General features: G+C 41.9%; 19 protein-coding genes. 6 read left to right on the top strand and 13 right to left on the bottom strand.

What is annotated here, in order from left to right; all coding sequences use genetic code 11:
- Window positions 1–574: 574 nt before the first annotated feature.
- The 5 genes from MASE_RS09455 to MASE_RS09435 form a co-directional block, all read right to left on the bottom strand.
- Window positions 575–1,852, bottom strand: coding sequence for a hypothetical protein (locus tag MASE_RS09455; RefSeq protein ID WP_148275222.1), 1,278 nt, complete (start codon window positions 1,850–1,852; stop codon window positions 575–577).
- A 224-nt stretch (window positions 1,853–2,076) separates the two neighbouring features.
- Entirely contained in the window at window positions 2,077–2,715 is a 639-nt protein-coding gene (locus tag MASE_RS09450) for a hypothetical protein (RefSeq protein WP_014949514.1), read from the bottom strand.
- 430 nt (window positions 2,716–3,145) lie between these two features.
- Entirely contained in the window at window positions 3,146–3,394 is a 249-nt protein-coding gene (locus MASE_RS09445; RefSeq protein ID WP_039220280.1) for an EF-hand domain-containing protein, read from the bottom strand.
- A gap of 52 nt (window positions 3,395–3,446) precedes the next feature.
- On the bottom strand, window positions 3,447–4,442 hold the full coding sequence (gene trhO, locus MASE_RS09440; RefSeq protein WP_014949513.1) for an oxygen-dependent tRNA uridine(34) hydroxylase TrhO: 996 nt from the start codon (window positions 4,440–4,442) through the stop codon (window positions 3,447–3,449).
- A 149-nt stretch (window positions 4,443–4,591) separates the two neighbouring features.
- Complete coding sequence (locus MASE_RS09435) at window positions 4,592–5,146, bottom strand: VC2046/SO_2500 family protein (protein WP_014949512.1); 555 nt, start codon at window positions 5,144–5,146, stop codon at window positions 4,592–4,594.
- 121 nt (window positions 5,147–5,267) lie between these two features.
- Between MASE_RS09435 and MASE_RS09430 the strand changes: the two genes are divergently transcribed.
- Window positions 5,268–6,908, top strand: a complete 1,641-nt coding sequence (locus MASE_RS09430; protein WP_014949511.1) for a response regulator — start codon at window positions 5,268–5,270, stop codon at window positions 6,906–6,908.
- A 19-nt stretch (window positions 6,909–6,927) separates the two neighbouring features.
- Window positions 6,928–7,473 (top strand): hypothetical protein, encoded by a 546-nt coding sequence (locus tag MASE_RS09425; RefSeq protein WP_014949510.1) that lies wholly within the window; start codon window positions 6,928–6,930, stop codon window positions 7,471–7,473.
- A 120-nt stretch (window positions 7,474–7,593) separates the two neighbouring features.
- Here MASE_RS09425 and MASE_RS09420 read toward each other — a convergent pair whose 3' ends face one another.
- The gene (locus MASE_RS09420; protein WP_014949509.1) at window positions 7,594–8,436 is read right to left on the bottom strand and encodes a DUF6279 family lipoprotein; all 843 of its coding nucleotides are present in this window, start codon (window positions 8,434–8,436) and stop codon (window positions 7,594–7,596) included.
- Window positions 8,437–8,612: 176 nt separating this feature from the next.
- On the opposite strand from MASE_RS09420, the gene MASE_RS09415 reads away from it, so the two are divergent.
- Window positions 8,613–9,617, top strand: a complete 1,005-nt coding sequence (locus MASE_RS09415) for an ATP-dependent 6-phosphofructokinase (protein WP_014949508.1) — start codon at window positions 8,613–8,615, stop codon at window positions 9,615–9,617.
- A 111-nt stretch (window positions 9,618–9,728) separates the two neighbouring features.
- On the opposite strand, the gene MASE_RS09410 is transcribed toward MASE_RS09415, so the two are convergent.
- From MASE_RS09410 to MASE_RS09395, 4 genes are all read right to left on the bottom strand, one after another.
- Entirely contained in the window at window positions 9,729–10,556 is an 828-nt protein-coding gene (locus MASE_RS09410; RefSeq protein WP_014949507.1) for a LytR/AlgR family response regulator transcription factor, read from the bottom strand.
- 1 nt (window position 10,557) lies between these two features.
- A complete protein-coding gene (locus MASE_RS09405; protein WP_014949506.1) occupies window positions 10,558–11,631 on the bottom strand; it encodes a sensor histidine kinase in 1,074 nt (357 codons plus the stop codon).
- A 147-nt stretch (window positions 11,632–11,778) separates the two neighbouring features.
- The gene (locus MASE_RS09400) at window positions 11,779–12,240 is read right to left on the bottom strand and encodes an Mpo1 family 2-hydroxy fatty acid dioxygenase (RefSeq protein ID WP_014949505.1); all 462 of its coding nucleotides are present in this window, start codon (window positions 12,238–12,240) and stop codon (window positions 11,779–11,781) included.
- Between the two features lie 60 nt (window positions 12,241–12,300).
- Window positions 12,301–12,984, bottom strand: a complete 684-nt coding sequence (locus MASE_RS09395; RefSeq protein WP_014949504.1) for a PilZ domain-containing protein — start codon at window positions 12,982–12,984, stop codon at window positions 12,301–12,303.
- Between the two features lie 192 nt (window positions 12,985–13,176).
- Between MASE_RS09395 and MASE_RS09390 the strand changes: the two genes are divergently transcribed.
- Window positions 13,177–15,003, top strand: coding sequence for a M61 family metallopeptidase (locus MASE_RS09390; RefSeq protein ID WP_014949503.1), 1,827 nt, complete (start codon window positions 13,177–13,179; stop codon window positions 15,001–15,003).
- Window positions 15,004–15,099: 96 nt separating this feature from the next.
- Here MASE_RS09390 and MASE_RS09385 read toward each other — a convergent pair whose 3' ends face one another.
- The 3 genes from MASE_RS09385 to yejK all read right to left on the bottom strand — a co-directional run bounded on the left by MASE_RS09385 (window position 15,100) and on the right by yejK (window position 18,095).
- Complete coding sequence (locus MASE_RS09385; RefSeq protein WP_014949502.1) at window positions 15,100–16,008, bottom strand: M23 family metallopeptidase; 909 nt, start codon at window positions 16,006–16,008, stop codon at window positions 15,100–15,102.
- A gap of 38 nt (window positions 16,009–16,046) precedes the next feature.
- The gene (locus tag MASE_RS09380) at window positions 16,047–16,922 is read right to left on the bottom strand and encodes a 6-carboxytetrahydropterin synthase (RefSeq protein WP_014949501.1); all 876 of its coding nucleotides are present in this window, start codon (window positions 16,920–16,922) and stop codon (window positions 16,047–16,049) included.
- Between the two features lie 66 nt (window positions 16,923–16,988).
- The gene (gene yejK, locus MASE_RS09375) at window positions 16,989–18,095 is read right to left on the bottom strand and encodes a nucleoid-associated protein YejK (protein ID WP_014949500.1); all 1,107 of its coding nucleotides are present in this window, start codon (window positions 18,093–18,095) and stop codon (window positions 16,989–16,991) included.
- Window positions 18,096–18,254: 159 nt separating this feature from the next.
- Here yejK and MASE_RS09370 point away from each other — a divergent pair, with 159 nt between their 5' ends.
- Window positions 18,255–18,473: a YejL family protein gene (locus tag MASE_RS09370; RefSeq protein ID WP_014949499.1), complete on the top strand. Its 219-nt coding sequence runs from the start codon at window positions 18,255–18,257 to the stop codon at window positions 18,471–18,473.
- Window positions 18,474–18,481: 8 nt separating this feature from the next.
- A complete protein-coding gene (locus tag MASE_RS09365) occupies window positions 18,482–20,008 on the top strand; it encodes a DUF3413 domain-containing protein (protein ID WP_014949498.1) in 1,527 nt (508 codons plus the stop codon).
- Window positions 20,009–20,503: the final 495 nt, after the last annotated feature.

Here is a 20,503-nt window from a genome sequence, read left to right as displayed (position 1 = left end):
GTCTTCAGCGAACGTCGGTGTATGATGGTATTTACTTACAGAACTTTTACAAATTGGGCAAAGTTTAGTTTTAAACGATTTTTCAATTAAATTCCAAGTATCTTTTCTACCTAAATCATCGATACCATGACCAAGTTCGATCAAACTTCTGTAGAATTGTCTTTTTATCATAAAGCTATCATTATTGTTTCAAACGAACACATCTGCAGCCTAACGCCAGCTTCCGGAGTCAGATTGCACGCCCTTGTTATGTTTCGTTAACGCCTAGTGTGCCTTTTTAGGGCTACAATTGTTTGCCATATCAAACTAGCGAAAATGACATAGAACACAAGGCTAGTAAACTCCATACCTTCTCGAAGTAATTTTTTGAGAGGTATTATATTTGCTGCTATTCCATTTAAGACACTTGATACTGAACTTATAGCTTCGTTGGCGGACGGCACTAAGTTATATAGCAGATTGCTTTCATGGCCAAGAATTAGCAAATAATAAATTATTGAGAAAAGCACTATCCATAAAACAGGCAATAAATAGCTCTGGCCAAAGTTAGAGCTCTTTTCATTTAGCCAGAAAATTAATTTCTCTTGATTGAAAGGCTTATCAGATAGCCCTTGTTTATATTTAGCCATTTCAAGAACAAAAACTTGTTTGCTTCGATATGATTTCCAATTTTATCGAAAGAGTCTTTTATTATTCTCAGAGTCTCCCTATTTGTGTTGTTTGATAACACTTCTATATTCAGAAAGTTCGGGGCTTCTTTTAAATTTGTGTTTTCTAGGTCAATACCCTGAAAGAACGTGGAATTTCTAAAGTTGGTAAAGCTCAAAAATGTAACATATCTAAATATTGATAATTGATTTAATTCATTATCTCCTTGCAGAGCTGCGAATTTAGATTTTTCGAAGCCTACGAAATCACTGAATATGCACTTAAAACAATAAAAACGACCATACTCTGTAGAATAAGAGTCGAAGAGTCCGTTGAAATTGGTGTTGATTAATTCAATTTCATCAATCAAACCTTCTTTTAATTCAAACTTGGCTTTAAATTCAGAGTTTTCAATCAACATATATTCAGCGTTTAGCTTGTTAAGTACAAACTTTCCATCTATCTCACAATTTTCAATCCGTAGCTTGTGGATTTTTATAAGGTCGTCATCCGTGTTATTAAATACAGGTTTTTTAAGGATGACACTTTCAAACGATAGGCTTTTATCAAAGGAGCAATTGTTAAATAATGGTACATCTAGCGTTGAACTGTGCTCATCACCCAAGTGTGAGCTGACATCTTCTCTAAACGTACAGTTTTGATATAATACATTATTTACATTTCCAAGCAGTTTGGACTGAGTGATAGTCCACCATTGAAAGAACTCACAATCTTGAAAAAATGCTTCGACTTTAGGAATCTCGATTGAGTGCGCAGTAAACTTGCAGTAGTTAAAATGTGCACCTTTAATTTTTCTTAAAAGTTTAAGGTAGTCAAAGTGATCTCTGCTTTCTCTACATGGAAAGAAGATAAAGTTAAATACTGTTACTTCGTTATTGCAGAAATTGACAACCTCATCACTGCCAACACCTTCCTGAAGGTAATTTTTAAATGACTCGGCATTTACTATTTCTGGGTTGTCAGGTTTTTTCCACTCAAAAGCCGATTCAGTTATATACTCGATTAATGCATCATAAAACGTTCTCAAAATGCCGTTATTTTGGAAATCGTGAGAGTAGTCATTTTTCTTGCAATGAAGGACACACTCAGTTGTGCTTTGAAAAACTTCTCGTGTGCAGTCATCGATACTACAGATTTGGCTCAATGTGATCACTCCATGATGATAGAAATTGGTCTTACCCACTAAAAGTGGACATCCATGTTATAGGAGATGTCCACTAAGTTTGGGTAAGTCCTAAATATAACGCCCGCACAAGGGGCAGCAGCAAAACGTAGCGGCGATTGGGACAAACTTGCGAAGCACCAAAACTAAATCGCCCCGTAGTTTTGATGTCCCAGCGAGCCTGCGAGCGACTTGATACGATTGTTAGCCCTACTTTACAAGCAGCTACCGTATGAGCCAAATAATCAGGCTCTAATGCTTATCCAATTAGATTCTTTGCCTGATAGCATATTTTCATATATCTCAGCATGTCTATCAGAGTATTCATCCCAAATTTTCCAGTACTTGTATTTCTTGTTCATTAGTCCCATAACAAGCTCAAGCACTACATCACCAAACAAACCTCTTTCATGTATCTGGCTAATTAACAATCTATATTCTCGCTCTGGCATAGACTTAACATTAAGCTCACCATTCTTGATGTATTTGACTCTGATGTGTTTCTCATTTTGCCCATTGAGGTAACCGTGAACCAATTGATTTCTATAATCTTGTATGAATATTTGTTCTTCTTCGGTAAAAGCACTCCATAGCTCGATAATTGAGTCAACGAGTTCGTAAGATTGTTTGCAATAGCGAACTAAATGGAGCTGATTTTTTGATACAGCCTCATTTTTAAAGCCATCTATTTTCTTGCTGTGTGAGCTCACCACATCAAGTAAGCTTGTAAATAGCAAAACCATAGCCTTTGTGATCAAAGGCCTATCACCTTGGTATTTGTCCGATAGCAAATATACCGCCCAATTATTCGTACAAATGTATGGGGTATGAAACAAAGAGTAAATTTTATTAATTATTTTAATATGTTGAATTTTTGCTTCCATTCTTTATCTCATTCCTCGTTGACCGAACCACCACATGTGGGGGTAACAGCTTATTACTGGGACTTCATAGTAACACCCGTTTCCCCTGAAAAACTATACTCTGTGTTTTCATGGGAAAGGACAATTCTCTGCTATACGTACACTAGAGACTGTCAGATTTGTTCTCGCTCTGTTATAAAAAACGTCAGATCAAGTGTTGAGCACTCCAACTCTGAATGTGAACACAAGGAACAACGCCAATAGTGAAGGCTATCGTATGGACGCTACATTTCGCCCTCAACACAAATCACCAAACTCAACACATAAAAAAACGAGTGCTTAAAAGCACTCGTTTTCAATTGGCTCTTTTACGTGGCCTAGCCCTCGTTTCCACGCTTAGCCTAGCGTATCGAAAAGCCTCAGTCGACGATAAGTGTTACTAAATTTAAACTTAGTATTCCCACCATCCTTCTTGCCACCACTCCAAAAACTCTTCAAAGTCGATGTAACCGTCGTCGTTACTATCGATAAGCTTAAAGCCTTCTTGTACGTGGCTAGCTTTCGTTTTTGGTGAAATAACGGTTAGAAGCTCGATGAACTCCGGCAAATCGATTTGGCCGTTGCCATCACGATCGAAAAAGCTGAAGTCCTTTCTAATTTCTTCAATTTTAGATTCTGAAAGTTGAGTGCTCACTCGCATTCCTTATTTCAACTGCAATAAGCACGAGTGTAACGCCCTTCTTTCTAGCTGTCTACGCCTGATTTTCTTTTGCTTTAAGTGCGCGTAAACGTTGAGCTTCTGCTTTTTCCTGACGCTTTTGTTCCATGGTCAAACGCGCTTCCGTTCCTACGTGCTCTTGTTGACGCTCTTTTGCCAGCTGAACCTGTTTTTCACGTTCTCTAAAGCGAGCAATTTGATCGTCGGTATGGGTACCAAAGCAGTGTGGGCAGCTTACACCCGGCTCATACTTATCACTCTGCTTGTCTTCTTCAGTAATTGGAAGTCTGCACGCGTAGCACTGCTCATAATGGCTTTTCTCTAAGTCGTGGTTAACTGCAACGCGATTATCAAATACAAAGCAATCGCCTTCCCACAATGACTCTTCTTTCGGCACATCTTCAAGGTACTGTAGAATACCGCCTTCTAAGTGATAAACCTCGTCAAACCCCTGCTCTTTCAAGTAAGCCGTCGATTTTTCACAGCGAATACCACCGGTGCAGAACATAGCCACTTTTTTATTTTTTGACGGGTCGAGCTCTTTCGCTACGTATTCAGGAAACTCACGAAACGTTTCGGTTTTAGGGTCGATAGCGTGTTTGAACGTACCAATTTCAATTTCATAACCGTTTCGCGTGTCAATAACCGTAACATCTGGGTCGCTAATAAGTGCGTTCCAGTCTTTAGGTTTTACGTAAGTACCAACGGTTTTGCGAGGGTCAATACCCTCAACGCCCATGGTCACAATTTCTTTTTTCAGTTTTACCTTGGTGCGATAGAACGGCTGTTCATCGTGAAGAGATTCTTTGCAAGAAATAGGATTAATACGCTCGTCGCTGTTTAAATAAGCAAGTAATGCGTCGATACCTTCGCGGGTACCAGAAACCGTACCGTTTATCCCTTCGTGGGCAAGAAGAAGTGTACCTTTAATGCCATTAGCTTCCATTGTTTCGAGAAGCGGTTGGCGGATTTCTTTGAAGTTTTCAAGCGCAACAAATTTATACATTGCGCATACAATATATTTAGACATATTTTAACCTTTGCTGATTGGAGCGTAAGACCAGTGCAAAAATGCGGCGCGCAATATAACAAAAAGGAATGATAAAAACTAGGGCGGATACGAATTAGCGCTCCTACGTCAACCCAAACTTAGCACGCAACAACGAATTGAAATGACTGCTATGCAATATTCTCAAAAGATGTGAAGTGTGACGAATTTTCTTGTTGTGAATGGTATTCTTTATCTTGTGATGAAAGGATATCGTATAGCAGCGTATTATCTTCCTTCACGGTGTTAGCGTATTCCTTTTTCAACCGCTTTTGTGTTGCCAAACTACAATTATCTACTACATCGTCGGGTAGACGTTTAGCATCATCAGTTTGTGAAAGTGGAGAGGGATTCATACTTAAATATAACCTTGCTGCCGCATAGTCTTGAGATACTAACTCAGACAAAACGCGCATTCTGCCCCATTCGCTTTCATTAGCGGCTAGCGATGGCCTTCTATAATAATTTAACGATGCAAGCTTGGATTCGATGCTGCTTTTATCATCAGATTCTGACGCTACCGCTTCAATTTCAAATGGCTCGGCAACACTATGTTGCTGCATAGCAAGATATAAAGAGAACAACGCTCCCTGCGCAGATGCTTTAGCAAGCACACCACTGCGCTCCCAGTATATACTGGGGTCAATAGGTATTTGCTCACGAGCTTCGACAGTTTCTTGCGACATTCTTATTTACAACTTCATTTGTATACTTATGTTTTCGGCAAGATAATGTTTTTCTTAAGCTTATTATCTAGAATTAGATATACTCCTATAAAGTAATCGCGCGCTCATTCATGGATTTGAAATGCAATTTAGCAACAAACAAGTACTGATTGTTGAAGACCAACGCCCTTTCCTTCTTTTATTGAAGGGGCTGATGCATTCGATGGGCGCATCTGATGTAGTTACGAAGTCATCTGCTGAACAAGCGGTATCACTATGTAAAAAGCATAAGTTTGATATTGTCATTTGTGATCTACACTTGGGAGCTGACAACAAAAATGGCTATGAGCTCATTGAAGAGTTGCGCACTCGAAGGCTTATCAGTCCCACATCGGTGTTCATTCTGATAAGCGCAGATAGCGCTCGACCGATAGTATTAGGCAGTATTGAACGTAGACCCGATGATTTTTTAATTAAGCCCTTTTCTCAAGTTCAGCTGAAGTCTCGTATTGTTCGTGCGTGGCAAAAAAGACAGTTTCTCCAGCAAGCGTTTAGTCTCGTTGAACAGGGTGAAATAAACAGTGCGATCGACCATATCGAAGCGTTACTTGACGCCCCTTCCCACTATAAAGGTCACTGTGAACAGCTATTAGTCGAGCTATATTGGCGTATAAAGCAACCCGATAAAGCGCTAGATGTGTTACGTGACTACATTGACGGAAAACCCGTGCTGTGGGCGCAAATAGCTATTGGAAAAACTTACTTGCTTTTAAAGGAGTATGAGAAAGCGATTTTAATTGCCAAGAGAACGCTAAAGCGAAACCGGTTCAATGCAGACGCTCACGATATTCTTGCGCAAGCACACCAAGCCACGACATCTGGCGACAGAGCACTAGATGCAATAAAAGAGGCAATAAAACTGTCGCCCTACTCCCTACCCAGGCATTTCAAAGCCTGTGAGATAGGTCGGCAAAATGACGATTTAGTGCTGGCAGCGAGTTCAAGCCAAGCGATCTGGGATTTATCAAAACGAACCGTTCACAAAACAAGTTTACACTGGTGCGGTATTATCCGAAGCCTTTTAGATGTCGCAGAGTTTGCAGACGACAAGCGCCAGCGCAATAAGTATCAGCAAGAAGCATTACTTACTCTGCAACGAGGAAAGTTCGATGAACATCTTCAAAAAATGGACAGAGATTTTGACGTAGATATATTTGGTACAATCGTCAACGCTAGAATTAGTGCTATTGACGGCAAGCTGATTGATGCCAAACGCCACTTAACAACGTCACAAACGCTTCTTGATGATAAGTACACGGAAGTTCCTACTGCGTTTATTCCTGACAGTATTAACGTTATGTATAAACTGGGTGAGTTTGATGATGCGCTACAGTTGAATGCACTTTTAACTTCAAGACAGGATGAGCTCGACCAAAACAGTCTAAACATGCTTGATGCGCAAGCCCTCAATGCTCAGAAAAACTTAGCCAGTTATCAACAGTTCAACCGCGAAGGCATTCAACACTATCAGCAGCAAGATTACGAACGTGCTAAAGCTTCGTTCGCCCTTGCTCAAGGCTTTGCTCCTGTAAATACAGGGGTTGCGCTTAATCTATTACAATGTCTTCTACAAATTGCAATCAAAGAAGATAAAGCCGAAATGAAACTCATTAATGAGTGTAAGCGGTTGTTTAAATTGATTGACGATATGTCACTTAAGGCGCCTTACAAAGAAAAATACACCAACCTTAGAGATGAACTCTCTAAATATATTGGCTTTTGAATTAGAAAACTGGTGAGCTATGAGATTGTTAGTTTTTTTACTGATGGCAATTTTAATCAACGCGGTTAGCGCCAATGAACAGGCGCTAGGTCAGAACGAGTCTTTTGTACTAGCCGATGCTGGTATTCACAGAATGACATTTGAAGAGCTAAACAGTGGTGAAATATTTGTTATTCGCGGATTAAAAGTACCTAGCACACAGCAATTCGAGGGTAGTCAAGCTAACGAGAAACACCTCCCAAAACTCGTCAAAGTTAAAACTGGCAAATACTATTTAAAATCGATAACTCCAGCATTTTCGAACATTGGGGTAAGACGTTTTAAAAAACCCGAATGCGATGGCTGCTTTTTCTCGCTTCAACCAAGCGCGGTTTCTTATCTGGGTAGGTGGAATATTGATTTAGAATACAAATCAAGGAATAAGGTAGAGTGGCATGTACAGAGGCAGTATTCCTACGAGAACCTTAAAACATTAAAACAAAAAAACACTAAATTGACCGAACTTCCCCTTTTCGTTGCTAACGAAGAAGGTAAAGTTCTTAAAATCGACTGGAAAGAATTATAACTTAATACCTTATTTAGTACTGAGTGCTACCACCATAAGTCGCAGCTTTCTTCTTGTATTACGAGAAGGCCAGTACTGTATCGACCGAGCTGAATGAGTACTGAGCCAAAGTATTACTAACTAATCCATAAAATTATCAACCGTTTCGATTAGCTCATCCACGTTTTCAATCAGTGTTTGACGCTGTTTCTCTGAAAGAGTTGAAAATATCTCGGCCAGTAGCGTTGCTGTCACAGTCATATTATGAGCACTACTTTGCTTGTACACATCGCTTTTATAATTATCCGGATTTTGCATTAGCGACACCAATTCTTGCTCAAACCTTTCGTTTTGCTTGCGCGAAACGAATAGCTTTCTTGCCGCATTTTGAATGTTTCTGCGATACGTTATCCAAGCGTCACCTGTAGAAATAAATTGTTGTGCGTAGGTGCTAACAATTTGTTTTTGCTCTTTACTTAGATCTCCAATACGCTCACTTATTGTTTCTTGTATTCGCTCAATTCTATCTTTAAGTCTCTCTGCTTCAGACTTTTCCAGCGCCTCTTGTCGCTCTTCCTCTTCTTCTTTATTGTCTTTTTCTAATGCCGCAAATAGGGTGACAACTTGTTCATCATCGAGTGTTTTAGCCATAGCCGCTAGTTCAGGACTGACCTCGTCTCGTACGCGCTCCCAATGCGATCTAGCTAGCTCAAGGTTGTTATAAACAATACTCGAATTAAGGGTGTCATTCTGAATCTGCTTTTTTATATCCTCTAATTGCGCTTTATAACGAATAAGTTCACTCTTCTTGTGCCAGCTCAACCAGTTTTGTAAATGCGCATCAAACTTCTCCTCTTGCTCATCTTTAAGCTCGATGTAGTCGTCCATGTACCAATACACCCACCAATCCAGGTTGTTATAGGCCAGCTTAGAACTGCATGAAGTAAGAAAAATAACAAAGACAACAACCAACAATGAACGCATAGTATTTCCTTTTTTACGTTAGTTACGTCGTGACAAGTAAAAACGCTTATTGCTGTGTACCGAAAAATTGAATTTTACTTTGATATTACGCAATAAATATCCGCAATAGAGAACTTTACGTTGCACAGCCTTTACTCTACTTTAATGGCATTGCCTGTAAAAAGAAGGACTTTAATGTGTCAAAACGTGTCGCAATTTTAACCTCTGGTGGCGACGCCCCAGGTATGAATGCATGTATACGTGCCGCAATTATTGCGTGTCAGAAAGCTAATTTTACCTTGCTTGGCTACAAGCACGGCTACAACGGATTACTACAGCAAGAGTTTATTCCTCTATCTCTTGATTCAACGCACAATCTTATCCAGCAAGGCGGCACCATACTACACAGCGCAAGGTGTAAAGAATTTAAAAATCGTGAAGGGCTTATAAAAGCGGCTGATAACTTGAGACAGGCCGAGATCGACACACTTATTGTAATCGGTGGTGACGGATCTTTTCGCGGCGCAGCAAAGTTGAGCGAACTATGGGATGGCCAGATTCTTGGTATTCCGGGAACAATTGATAACGATATAGCGGGCACTGATGCCACTATAGGCTACTTTACCGCAATAGATACCGCCATGAGTTCTATCGATAAAGTTCGTGATACAGCTGATGCGTTCGAACGTATTTTCCTTGTAGAAGTAATGGGTCGCAATGCTGGCTTTTTAGCATTAAATGGTGCCCTTTCCGCTGCGGCTGACTATGTGGTTGTTCCTGAGTTTTTTGAATCCGCTGAGACTGAAATCAAAAAGATCGTAAACCAGATAAAAGCGCAGCGTGCTTTGAAAGGGCCCGTCAGTTTTATTGTTGTAGTAGCTGAAAACGTTTGGCCTAATGGCTTAACAGGATTAACCGAAGCTTTGCAGTATCACAATATCAACGACGTTAGGCCAGTAACCTTGGGACATGTCCAACGTGGCGGCTCGCCGGTAGCACAGGATCGACTACTCGCCACTACTCTTGGCGAATTCGCCATAAGCTTAGTAGGAAGCGACGTCACCAACATAATGGTTGGTGAAGTTAATCAGCGCCCTATTACCGTACCCCTACCCAAAACTTGGGAAGAAACAAAGCCCCTCAATCAAGCCCGGGTTGACGCTATGCGCACCCTAATGAACGAAAGATACAGCTGCGACTAAGTAAGATGGTTCAGACGCTGTTTAATTTGAAACATTTATAGATTGTAAAAGCAAAAAAGGCGGTGCTTTATAATAAAACACCGCCTTATACTACTTAATGCTCAAGCCTCTTTACATTTTCATTGCCGCTTTCACTTTATCACGATGACTGCGACTCACTTTAAGCTCTGTATCATTTTGAAGTATTAAATGATACTCGCCACTAATATGGCTCACTAACTTTTTAACAAAACGGATATTAGCAATAGCTGAACGGTGCACTCGAACAAAGAACTGTGGGTTGAGTTCCTGCTCAAGTTCTTTCATGGTTTTCCGCATTATATGCATGCCATCCAGTGCGTGAACGCACATATAATCACCTGCAGCATCAATCCATTGAATGTCTTGAACGTTTACGCGCGTTACTTCTGAGCCATCTTTAATAGCCAATACATCTGGGTATGGATTGGTTTCAACCGGCTCACCATTAGCTAACTTGCGTAAAATCTCTTCGCAATCATCGCCAGTAAGCTCAGCAACAAGGCTTACCAATTTTTGTGACTGCTCATCTTGATGTTGAGTTGAGTAATATTCACGTACTTTGTTTAACGCCGCACCTAAGCGCTCGTCGTCTGCTGGCTTTAACAGATAATCTAAAGCATGCACGTCAAACGCTTTTATTGCGTAGCTGTCATATGCAGTTACGAAAACGATCATGGGAATGGGCTGTTTCAGTTCGCGCAACTTGTGAATAACCTGAAAGCCGTTTAAGCCAGGCATTTGAATATCTAAAAACACCAAATCTGGACGATGTTGAGAAATGCTACTTACAGCCTCTAGGCCGTTCTGACACTCTGCAAGCACCTGTACATCATCATGACGCTCTAACCTGGCACGAAGGCCCTTGCGTGCTAAAGGTTCGTCGTCCACTACAATGGTTTTAATCACTTGCTTTGTCATGTTATACGTCCTTAACTTCATAGGGAATGCGTATTCTAACTCGCACGCCTGAAGGCTGATTGTGTTCTATAGAGAATGCAAAATTACGATGATAGAGGGATTGCAAACGCTCTTTTATATTGGCTAGGCCTACGCCGTTTTCTCGACTAAGTGTTCCGTCTTTGATATCTGCACCAGGGCCGTTATCGGCAACATCCATTAACAAATCATTGCCAAATGTACGTGCCGTAATCGCTATACGACCACCATTTTCCATCTTAGATATGGCGTGCTTTATTGAGTTTTCAATAATGGGCTGCAAGATCATGCTCGGCACAAGTGCACTTTCACACCCTTCATCGATGTCCCATAGCACTTCTAGACGATCGTCAAAACGTACCTTCTCTATCTCTAGATAGAGTCGTAATGCCTTTATTTCCTGACCTAGCGGTACTCGCTTTATCGGGTCGTTGTCTAATGAATAACGTAGAAAGTCACTCAAACGCGACACCATCGCTTCTGCTGTGTCGTTCTCTTTTAAAAGAATAAGGGTTGAGATAGCGTTAAGCGTATTAAAGAGAAAATGCGGGTTGAGTTGATAGCGCAACATCTTTATGTGAGCTTGATGCGCCATGGTACTCGCCTTTAACGCGTTCTGCTTCTCTTTTTGAAGCATTTGGAAGTTCTTGATGCCAAAGTACACACCACTCCAACACCCCACCATTATTAGCGAGTTAATAGTGTTGGTAAAATACATATACCATTCGTCTGGGCGATATCCGTGCTTGTAGATTTCCCAGTAGTTAATGTTTTTTACCACGGCCCATAGCAAAGCAATTAAGTAGCACGACACAATCACTATGATGATCATGTTGAGCGGAGATTGCTTTCTTGCCCATCGATAGATGTAGCGAAGCGGAATGGTTAGCAACCATCCTGCATAGGCATTAAGCATGATGATGAAAACCCAAATGGGTCGAACATCATGGAGAAAAGATCCGATGTAATAAATTATTGCGAACCCTGCCCAGCCTGCACTGTGCAATGTCCAAAATAAACGTTCATTACTTTCTATTACACGCTGAAAGCGACTCACAATATTACCAATTTAAAAACTTATAAGAAGATTATACGCAAGCCTTGCCACGACCCAAGCGCCTTGGTCGTGCCCCTTATGCTTCTTGTCGCAGGGCAAAATCTTGAAATTAGACATGTTTTGGCTATATCAATTCGCTGAATAAGCTCAGTAACTGATATTCATTCTTTTCAGCCAGTGCACCCACCACCAGGCTGGGCCAACCAGCAAAAAGCGCAAATCGTCAAAAAACGAAGGCTTTTTGCCCTCGATATGATGGCCAATAAACTGCAAAATCCACATAACGACAAACAGTACAAGAGAAAATAACCATACTGAGATACTGAAGTGGTCTAGGGTATTAACTGCACCGAAACACAGTATAGTTAAGAGGGTCATTGCAGCCCCAATCGGACCAGACAACATAAAATAATAATACAATACGGGAACCGCTATGATATGCGCCCACGTTATATCGAACTGCGCTATCATTTCAGGTACCGGCAAACTCCACAGCAAACCTATCGTTACAAAATAGATGCTGGGTACGGCAATAGCATGGATGATAACGTTGGTCTTGTTTTGGTGGCTTTCACCGTACTGCATTAAAAGTCGCTCAATACTTCTCATGTAGATCCCCTTAGCCCGTTATTTTGATTATTATCTAAAGAGCACCCAACTATTGTTTTCCTACGTTAACAATGTGTGTCGGGACAACAGCGTTTTTATCAATTTTTCTTCACAGGTAAAGGCGAGCCCATAATAAACCACATCACTATCAAGCTTATGATTTTTAACTTTTGCAGTAAGCGCTACTTCTTTACCGTCCAACGAATAGTTTAGCTTAACCTCAGCTTCATCGAGCATTACCGGCCAATTTGGCTTGACCTGTAACGCTACTTTGCACCCTTTTTCACTTAAATCTATGATGATCCCCGTTACGTTTTCGTCACTGGGATAAACGTCAGCTTCTAACGTTACTGAAACGCCAAGTTGAGCACGCTTTACAGCGCGAAGCCCTATACTTTCAATACGTTTTGGAAAGGTTGTAATAAGTAAGCCTGATGGCTTTGAAAGCAATTTGAGTACTTTCACTTTAAACGCAATAACCTGGCCAGTATCGCCCTCAAGCACAGAACGCACCACGATATCGTTGCCAACAGTCAGAGCATCCCTAACGGTAATCCACTTCGCCGATGTTGGAATATGAAAAAGCAAACATTCATCAATAAGCATGCCTATGTAGTCAGTCTTCACACGCTTTGGCGCTGCAGGCATAGCAATTTGTAAATCTACTGTATCGCCGGGTACCAGCGTACGCAACGATTCCAAATTATCTTCGCTTAGTAAATTGCTTTGTATTTTTTCAGCCATTTGTATTTGTTATTGCTGGATTTAATGTCAATTAACTCAATGTACGCATCAAACAAAAACTTATCAATACTACGATTGAAAACCATGATCAATAAACGTAAATATTGCCCCTTTGTAGCAGGCAATCTATTGGGATTAACTCAATAGGTTGATATAGTTGAGGGATAGTTTTGCTTATCTTTTCGGACGTTTATGACCTCTGCTCTTCGCTATACGTTAACTATTTCCAATTGGCGTGCCCATCAATTTACTGTCGCGCTGCAAATACCTGAGCATTCTGGCTCATCAATTGAGCTTAGCCTTCCAAGCTGGATCCCGGGAAGCTACATGGTGCGCGATTTTGCCAAAAGCATTATCGAGCTAACTGCAAACACTTCTGAAGGTCATAGTACTGAAAATGTTGGCCATAGAAGCGTTTATAGCCTTTCGGTAACTAAGCTCGATAAACAAACTTGGCGTGTAGACACAGATGGAAAACCATGTACGGTCGTTTACTCGGTTTATGCCAACGACTTATCTATTCGCTCTGCTTTTATGAACGACCAATATGCGTTTATAAATGGAACCAGTGCGTTTCTAAACGTTTCCAGCTTCGAGAACGTGCCGTGTGAGGTGGACATTGAGCTTAACGACAGCGATTCGACAATCGCAGATTGGAAGGCTTATACGTCAATGCCTTCTCGTTGTGAAAGCACAAGCCCGTCTCGGTGGCACTTCGTTGAAAAAAATTACGATGAGCTCATTGATCATCCCATTTATGTGGGCATTGCAGACACTCACAGCTTTGAGGTTGACGGCATTACGTTTACGTTACTTTTCTCAGGTAACAACAATATTGATTATGAGCGCATAGCAAATGACTTAACGCCAATTTGCAAGCACCACCTAGATTTGTTTGGTGCTCCACAACCTATTAATAACTACCTGTTTATGACGCTACTTGCCGACAATGGGTTTGGCGGTTTAGAGCATAAGTATTCTACTGCCCTTCTTTACCCTCGCTTCGACCTTCCTCAAGTTGGTGAAAGTGAGAAAAAAACCGACAGCTACATCACATTCTTAAGTCTGTGCAGCCATGAGTTTTTCCACACATGGCATGTTAAGCGCATTAAACCTAGCGTAATGGTGAAACCAGACTTATCTCAGGAAACGTACACGAATCAGCTGTGGATTTATGAAGGCTTTACCAGTTTCTATGATGACGTCACCCTTGCTAGAGCCGGCGTTATTGAACCACAGAAATACCTCGATATTGTTGCGCAAAATGTCAGTCGACTTTTGCAAAACGCAGGTCGCTTTAAACAAAGTGCAGCAGAAAGTAGCTTCGACGCATGGACAAAGTTCTATAAGCAAGATGCGAGCGCTACTAACAATATCGTGAGTTATTACACCAAGGGAGGCATTATCGCCCTTGGGTTAGATTTACTCCTTCGTAAACAGTCAAACGAACAAGTGAATTTAGATACCTTGATGCAGTTATTGTGGAAACACTATGGCGTGGATGAAAAAGGTACGCCTGATGACGTGATCCAAAATCTATGTACAACGCATTTTGGCATTGATGTTTCAGAATACTTAAATCGCGTGGTGTATGGCACAGACGATGTAGAATTGGCTTCGTTAGTATCTGAAATGGGCGTTAACTATGCGGTTCGTGCTCGCGTGTCAGTTGAAGATAAAGGCGGTGCCTCCTCGCTGCCTGCTATTAAAAATCAGCTTGGCGCCACGTTAAAGCCAGCTACCTTCGGACTTACGGTGATGCAGGTATTTGAAGGCCTTGCCGCTATGAAGGCAGGTATTCTTTTAAACGATGTCATTATTGGGTTAGACGGTCATATCGTCAATGCCCAGAAGCTTCAGCGCCTATTAGATAATGCCCAAACGCCAAAGGTAGAATTAACGCTTATTCGAGACGGGCGGCTTCTAACTCTGCCTCTTGAGGTAACTCAAGCAAGAAAAGAAATGGCTTATTTTGAAATCACTGATGAAGAAAAGCTCAATCAGTGGCTGGGGAAATAACACCGCCCAGTAGCGTAAAAACTAAAAAGGCGCTTTGAGAGTTTACCTGAAAGCGCCTTTTTCTTTATGACTGTTAAAGCTAAATCAAATTAATGGTTACTGTTCAGGCGACCCCGAAATAATAGTCTGTGGGTCTAAACGAGTGTTGCCCAAATTAATACGCCAATCCAGATGCGGGCCTGTAGAGCGCCCTGTTGAACCTATTGTTCCAATCTGCTCGCCTTGCTTAACGGTTTCACCCACTTCTACCGTTATAGTGTCCATATGAAGAAACGTTGAAAACACGCGCATGCCGTGGTCGAGAATCAAGGTGTTACCCGAATAATAGAGATCATCAGCCATTGTTACCACACCATCAACAGGTGCATACACAGGCGTGCCCGTTTCATTGGCGATGTCCAAACCATAATGCGGCCATTTCGGCACGCCATTTAGAATACGCTGACTACCGTACACACCAGAAATCACGCCTTTAGCAGGCCATTCAAACCGGGTGAATAATGCATCTAAATCAGTATTACCGCTTCGCGCGTTAGCTACGTTGATATTGTCTTGCTTAATACGCGCCGTCACTTCTGCTGGCGGAGAAACCATTTTTTGCTCTAGCCCGTCAATTCGCTGAATGTTGTATTCGCGTTTTTCAAGGGTAATGTCTCGCTGCCACTTTTGGCCGTTGTCTAATTTTACAACCAACGTTTGCTGCAGTGGCGCTTCCCGTTCAAAGCCAACAACAAATTTTCCGTCTTTGTTGGTTTGAACAGTTTCGCCATTAAGCGTTACTTTGGCCCCAGCGGGAGCTTGCCCGCGCAGTAAGGCGCCTTGCGTAAACTTACCGTTCAACACAACGTTTACTTGCTCTTGACTAGATAACGCTTCGTTTTGGCCGTTTAACTCTACATCTGCGTAAGCAAATGGCATAGAGGCAACTGTGCTAATTGCCACTACACAACTCATTACACGAGATAGTGCGCTATGCAATGCGTTTCTTGAAAGCGTGAATGCCATAGTTGTTTCCTTTCCCTATAACGAGCTGTGGTCAAATGTTAACCCTTTACTGTGGCGCCTTTACCTACGCCCTCATAAGCGATAACTTGGCAAACGCCGTCAGGCGTGCGTTTCTTCTGCTCTTCAAGCAGATACTGCGCCAAACACTCAACTGTTGAGTCGGTTTCGATGACTTCACAATCTGACTTAGGAATTAATAGTTCAAAATAGCCCTGTGACGACTCGTAAGCAAAACAGTAGTAATCCGCTTCATTTGAAACTTGACCTTTAAGCTTTCTGTCGCTGTACGCTATTTCGTCTTCACGGGTGGCTATATAGATGTCGGCCCAACGGTCAGCCCAATACTGCTGACTTTCAACACACACTTTGCCGTCAAGGATAATATCAATACGCGAACGGTGACCGTGCGCTATGCGCTGACAATTACCGTCGTGCTTTTTAAGCCCGTGGGTATAGTGATAATACGGAGAATTAATGACTTCTTCACGTAAATGCAGCGTAATGTTTTCTACGTTTTCTGGAAGATGAGTCGCCAATACTTCTTTTAAGTAAACGCCAACAGATTCCATGTTTATCTCATCAGAATAAACAAATGCATAAGCTTCAGCGGGGCAATGTAGCATGATGCTACGCCCATCAATGCAGGTAAAGCGCGCTTCTACCTGTTCAGAATCGTCGTCGTGAATAACCTCTGAACCGCTGTATTCAGCAGGTACAAGCAACTTGTGATCAACATATTCGTCGATTAGTCGCTTTAAGTTCTTTTTCACGTGACCAAAGTCTTGAACCATGCTCTCTTCGTTGAGCTCACCGTCCAAAATCACATCGACAATCCAGCTTTCCCCTACCATGCCGCGTTTTGGGCAAAGGTAAGAGAAGTCCATCACTGTCAAATCATTTACAAATAATTGCATAACACCCTTGAATCGAGTTTATATTCTACTAACTAGTATACGTTTTTTATCTTTGCTTCGCAGCGACTAGTCCATTGAAGATTGGCGATTAAGCTGATCTTTTAAATTAGGTGGAATTCCACGGATTGTTAGCGTATCCGTAGCTGGGTCGTAAAATACCCGATCGCCCATTAATTTGCGTTCGAAGCTAAGCGATATACCACCGCCCTGACCGGTAAATTTAGCAAGTTGTTTCAGCGCTGCAGGGTCTGGCTGAATTTCTTTTTCAAGCGGTACTTCCATAGACTGTGTGAACGCAGAAAAGTTACTGCTAGTTTCTTCATTTTGTGGGAGTCGGTTAGCCAGTTCATCTACCGATAAACTCTCGCCCGCATCAATCTTTTCTTTAAAGTATGATTTAACTTCTTCCCTATGCTGGTGCTGCTCTTGCGGGTCTAGTGACTCACTGGCTAGGTAGGCATCAACTGTAGAAATCAATTGTTTATTTTGCTGTTTAACATCAACCAGCTCTTCGCAGCCTACAAACTGCATAAAGAAGTCTGATACCTTACGTCCCATTCTACCTTTAATAAAACTAACGTAACGCTGCTGTTCTGGCTGAATATCCCACTGGGTTAAATCGAACCGCACAGCGAGCTGCATTTTTGCTAAATCCAAGTGTTCACGCGCGGAAAGGTCTAAAGAGTTTGTCACTTCAACGTGCGAGCGGGTATTTAACAATGCAATCATCAAATACTGTGTGGCTAAATACTCATACTGGCAGAAAATAAGAAAACCGGTCTCAACCGTACCCGTTTCTGCCAAAGTGCGAACTAAGCGATTGGTCGCTGATACCGAAAACGCATGGAATGCATCTTCAACGTTATCACCCGCCGCTTTTTGAATATCCATGTATTGCTTAAGGCCTTCCGCGAACTCTGCTACGTTCTCGGTGCTTTTTTGCGTAGTCGCTTCGCCATCTTCGTTCTCCACTTTTGCTTCACGGGTAACTTCCTTCACGAAGTGGCCAACCCCTTTTCCAGGTTTAGCATTGAAACTGTGGTTTATTTGATGGGCAAGAAGCTCGATTTCCGGAGTAACAGCTAAGCAGTTGTCACGTGGAATTGCTTCAATTTTCTCTTCTTTGTTTACAATCAAACGATGTACAACAAAGTGATGAATCAGTGCACTCATAGAGTATCGGGTGTCCTGTTGCTTAAAAAGTGTCAGAAATATCCAAAGAATTGCGGGATTTTAGAATGAATGATTGTACTCACTCAAACAACGATTATAATCATTTTACGTGTAAAACCATTCTTTTTATCAAAGAAATCATAAAAAAGAGGCGTAGCAATGCCCCAACAGAGCCGCTATAGCAACGACGAATTCGAAACGCTAATGAATAACGTTATTCTAACCCTTGAAGAAGGCGGTGCAAACCGCGATCTTTCACTTATGGTATTAGGAAATGTCATTACGCACATTTTAAATACTCAGGTAGCCCCTGAAAATCGCGAAGCCATGGCAACGCAATTTGCCGACGTACTCAAGAAAAGCGTTAAAAATAGCTAAGGGATTGCATGATACTTGCCGAATCACCTCGTCGCCAGCGTGTTACTAAACTGGTAAATTGGGGGCATTGGTTTGCCTTGGCGAACATTATCATCGCCATAGTTATTGCCTCGATTTTTGTTTTCTCATCACCTATGCCTGGCACAGGTGTCGGCACCTTGTATCTTCTAGCCAACTGGTTCGGTCATATTGGTTTTATGACCTTTTTTGGCTTTGTCATTTTTATTCTCCCTCTTTGCTATTTGGTTAACAACCCCAGAGTCATAAAGGTCAGCGCGTCTATTATTGCAGCTGTGGGGCTAGCGCTCTTGGCTTTCGATGCGTTGCTATTTAATCGCACAGGCTTCCATATTAGTTTTCACGCCGCGGATTTACTGCGCAGTGAAGCTCAGTCAACAATGGCGATAGAAAGCTGGCAACAGTGGGCATTTTTATTTCTTCTGTTTATCGTTTGGCTTGGCTTCCAGCTGGTCTTAGCCAATGCAATCTGGAAACGTGTTGAACGCTTCACTCGCCATAAAGTGGGCATCCCTGTTACTACATTTTTTGTCAGCTGTTTTGTTACCAGTCACGCTATACACGTGTGGGCTGATGCCAAGTTGTATCAACCTATCATCAAGCAGGACAACATGTTTCCGCTTTCTTATCCTGCGACTGCTAAAACGACTATGTCGCGTTATGGCTTGCTTGACTTAGCGGCTTATGAAGAAAGAAAACAACTTCAGTTCAACCCTGATATTCACAATATCACTTACCCAGCCGAGCCGGTTTATTGTTCTATTGAAACTAATAGAAACTTAACCGTGGTTGTCCAGACTGATAACGTACAGGTGGTGGACTTAAGTAACATCAAGCGCAACACCTTAAACAAAGTAGCCAATTACTATTCGACGGCCAGCAGCATAGAAGGCTTAATGACTACTACGCTATTTGGTGTTCCCGAAATATACCAAGACGCTTTATCTCAAAAGCGTCCGGTGTTATTAGCGCTTCCATTGGGGTCTGGCATGCCGGTCTCTATTCACAGCGATGAAGCGTTGCCGTTGCCTCAATTAGCGGGATATTTGCAACCACTGAGCAACAATCATGATGGTTTGCATATTGCGTTTTTGAAGAGTGCTGATATCGAAAGCTATGTGAAAAACACGTTAGCGCGCAAACACGATGTGATTGTTGCAACTGGCTTTGGTAGCGAAAGTGGCAAAGGCACGCTGTACAGTACCCTTAAACTGAATGCTAGCTTAGCCAGCACGGAAGATTTAGCGCCTACTATTTTAGGAGCATTGGGATGCAACGCCCCTGCTACGTTTTATTCTACTGGCCAAAGCTTACTTTCTCCTTCAAGACCATGGCTAGTTAGCACCTCTGGTGAACGCATTGTTGTGTTCCATGACAATAAGCGTACTGACGTACTTAGTAACGGCAGCTATGAAATAAGCGACATGGCGACCGGCAAGCGCAGCAAAGAAGCGCTAAATGTCGATTTATTAAGTCAGGCTATTAAACACCTATCACGATTCTCAACACAGAATTAAAATTCTGGCGGCAGACTAAGGAAAGTCTGCCGTTAAGCGCTTCGGTGTTATGTACAACCACCCAAGATAGGTTACGCATAACCACTCATCTAATTGTTTTGCATAAATAACCTAGAAAACCAGCACTTAACGAAACACCGGCCCAAACGGGTTCTCGCAACACACTGTATTAAGGTCGCAAACTAATAAAGACTATAGTTTTAGGCCATCTAGCTAGAGGTGTGGATGTCTACCCACCATTGAATCCGATGGGTAATCCACTATATACCAATCCGCAAAGATAATTGCCCACTCAGAAGGCCTCAAATTGGGGTCAGAGTACTTTATTGCTTTAAACATCAGGACATAATTATTCCCTTATCCCCCAATGCCGTTAAATCAGAGTACTTTTAAGAACAAACGAATTTAACTATACGTGATTTCAAAACTGTGGGGGAGAAACTCTGAAATTCGTCAGCATGCCTTATTAGAGAAATGTACTCTGACCCCATTATT

The sequence above is a fragment of the Alteromonas macleodii ATCC 27126 genome, from assembly GCF_000172635.2.
In the GTDB taxonomy this organism is placed as follows: Bacteria; Pseudomonadota; Gammaproteobacteria; order Enterobacterales; family Alteromonadaceae; genus Alteromonas; species Alteromonas macleodii.
This window is presented reverse-complemented; position numbering and strand designations above follow the sequence as displayed.

Bases quoted from the DNA above. Each gene is read 5' to 3' on its own strand.
- MASE_RS09450 (WP_014949514.1), bottom strand. From the start codon at position 2,715: ATGGAAGCAAAAATTCAACATATTAAAATAATTAATAAAATTTACTCT.
- MASE_RS09445 (WP_039220280.1), bottom strand. From the start codon at position 3,394: ATGCGAGTGAGCACTCAACTTTCAGAATCTAAAATTGAAGAAATTAGA.
- trhO (WP_014949513.1), bottom strand. From the start codon at position 4,442: ATGTCTAAATATATTGTATGCGCAATGTATAAATTTGTTGCGCTTGAA.
- MASE_RS09435 (WP_014949512.1), bottom strand. From the start codon at position 5,146: ATGTCGCAAGAAACTGTCGAAGCTCGTGAGCAAATACCTATTGACCCC.
- MASE_RS09430 (WP_014949511.1), top strand. From the start codon at position 5,268: ATGCAATTTAGCAACAAACAAGTACTGATTGTTGAAGACCAACGCCCT.
- MASE_RS09425 (WP_014949510.1), top strand. From the start codon at position 6,928: ATGAGATTGTTAGTTTTTTTACTGATGGCAATTTTAATCAACGCGGTT.
- MASE_RS09420 (WP_014949509.1), bottom strand. From the start codon at position 8,436: ATGCGTTCATTGTTGGTTGTTGTCTTTGTTATTTTTCTTACTTCATGC.
- MASE_RS09410 (WP_014949507.1), bottom strand. From the start codon at position 10,556: ATGACAAAGCAAGTGATTAAAACCATTGTAGTGGACGACGAACCTTTA.
- MASE_RS09400 (WP_014949505.1), bottom strand. From the start codon at position 12,240: ATGAGAAGTATTGAGCGACTTTTAATGCAGTACGGTGAAAGCCACCAA.
- MASE_RS09395 (WP_014949504.1), bottom strand. From the start codon at position 12,984: ATGGCTGAAAAAATACAAAGCAATTTACTAAGCGAAGATAATTTGGAA.
- MASE_RS09390 (WP_014949503.1), top strand. From the start codon at position 13,177: ATGACCTCTGCTCTTCGCTATACGTTAACTATTTCCAATTGGCGTGCC.
- MASE_RS09385 (WP_014949502.1), bottom strand. From the start codon at position 16,008: ATGGCATTCACGCTTTCAAGAAACGCATTGCATAGCGCACTATCTCGT.
- MASE_RS09380 (WP_014949501.1), bottom strand. From the start codon at position 16,922: ATGCAATTATTTGTAAATGATTTGACAGTGATGGACTTCTCTTACCTT.
- yejK (WP_014949500.1), bottom strand. From the start codon at position 18,095: ATGAGTGCACTGATTCATCACTTTGTTGTACATCGTTTGATTGTAAAC.
- MASE_RS09370 (WP_014949499.1), top strand. From the start codon at position 18,255: ATGCCCCAACAGAGCCGCTATAGCAACGACGAATTCGAAACGCTAATG.
- MASE_RS09365 (WP_014949498.1), top strand. From the start codon at position 18,482: ATGATACTTGCCGAATCACCTCGTCGCCAGCGTGTTACTAAACTGGTA.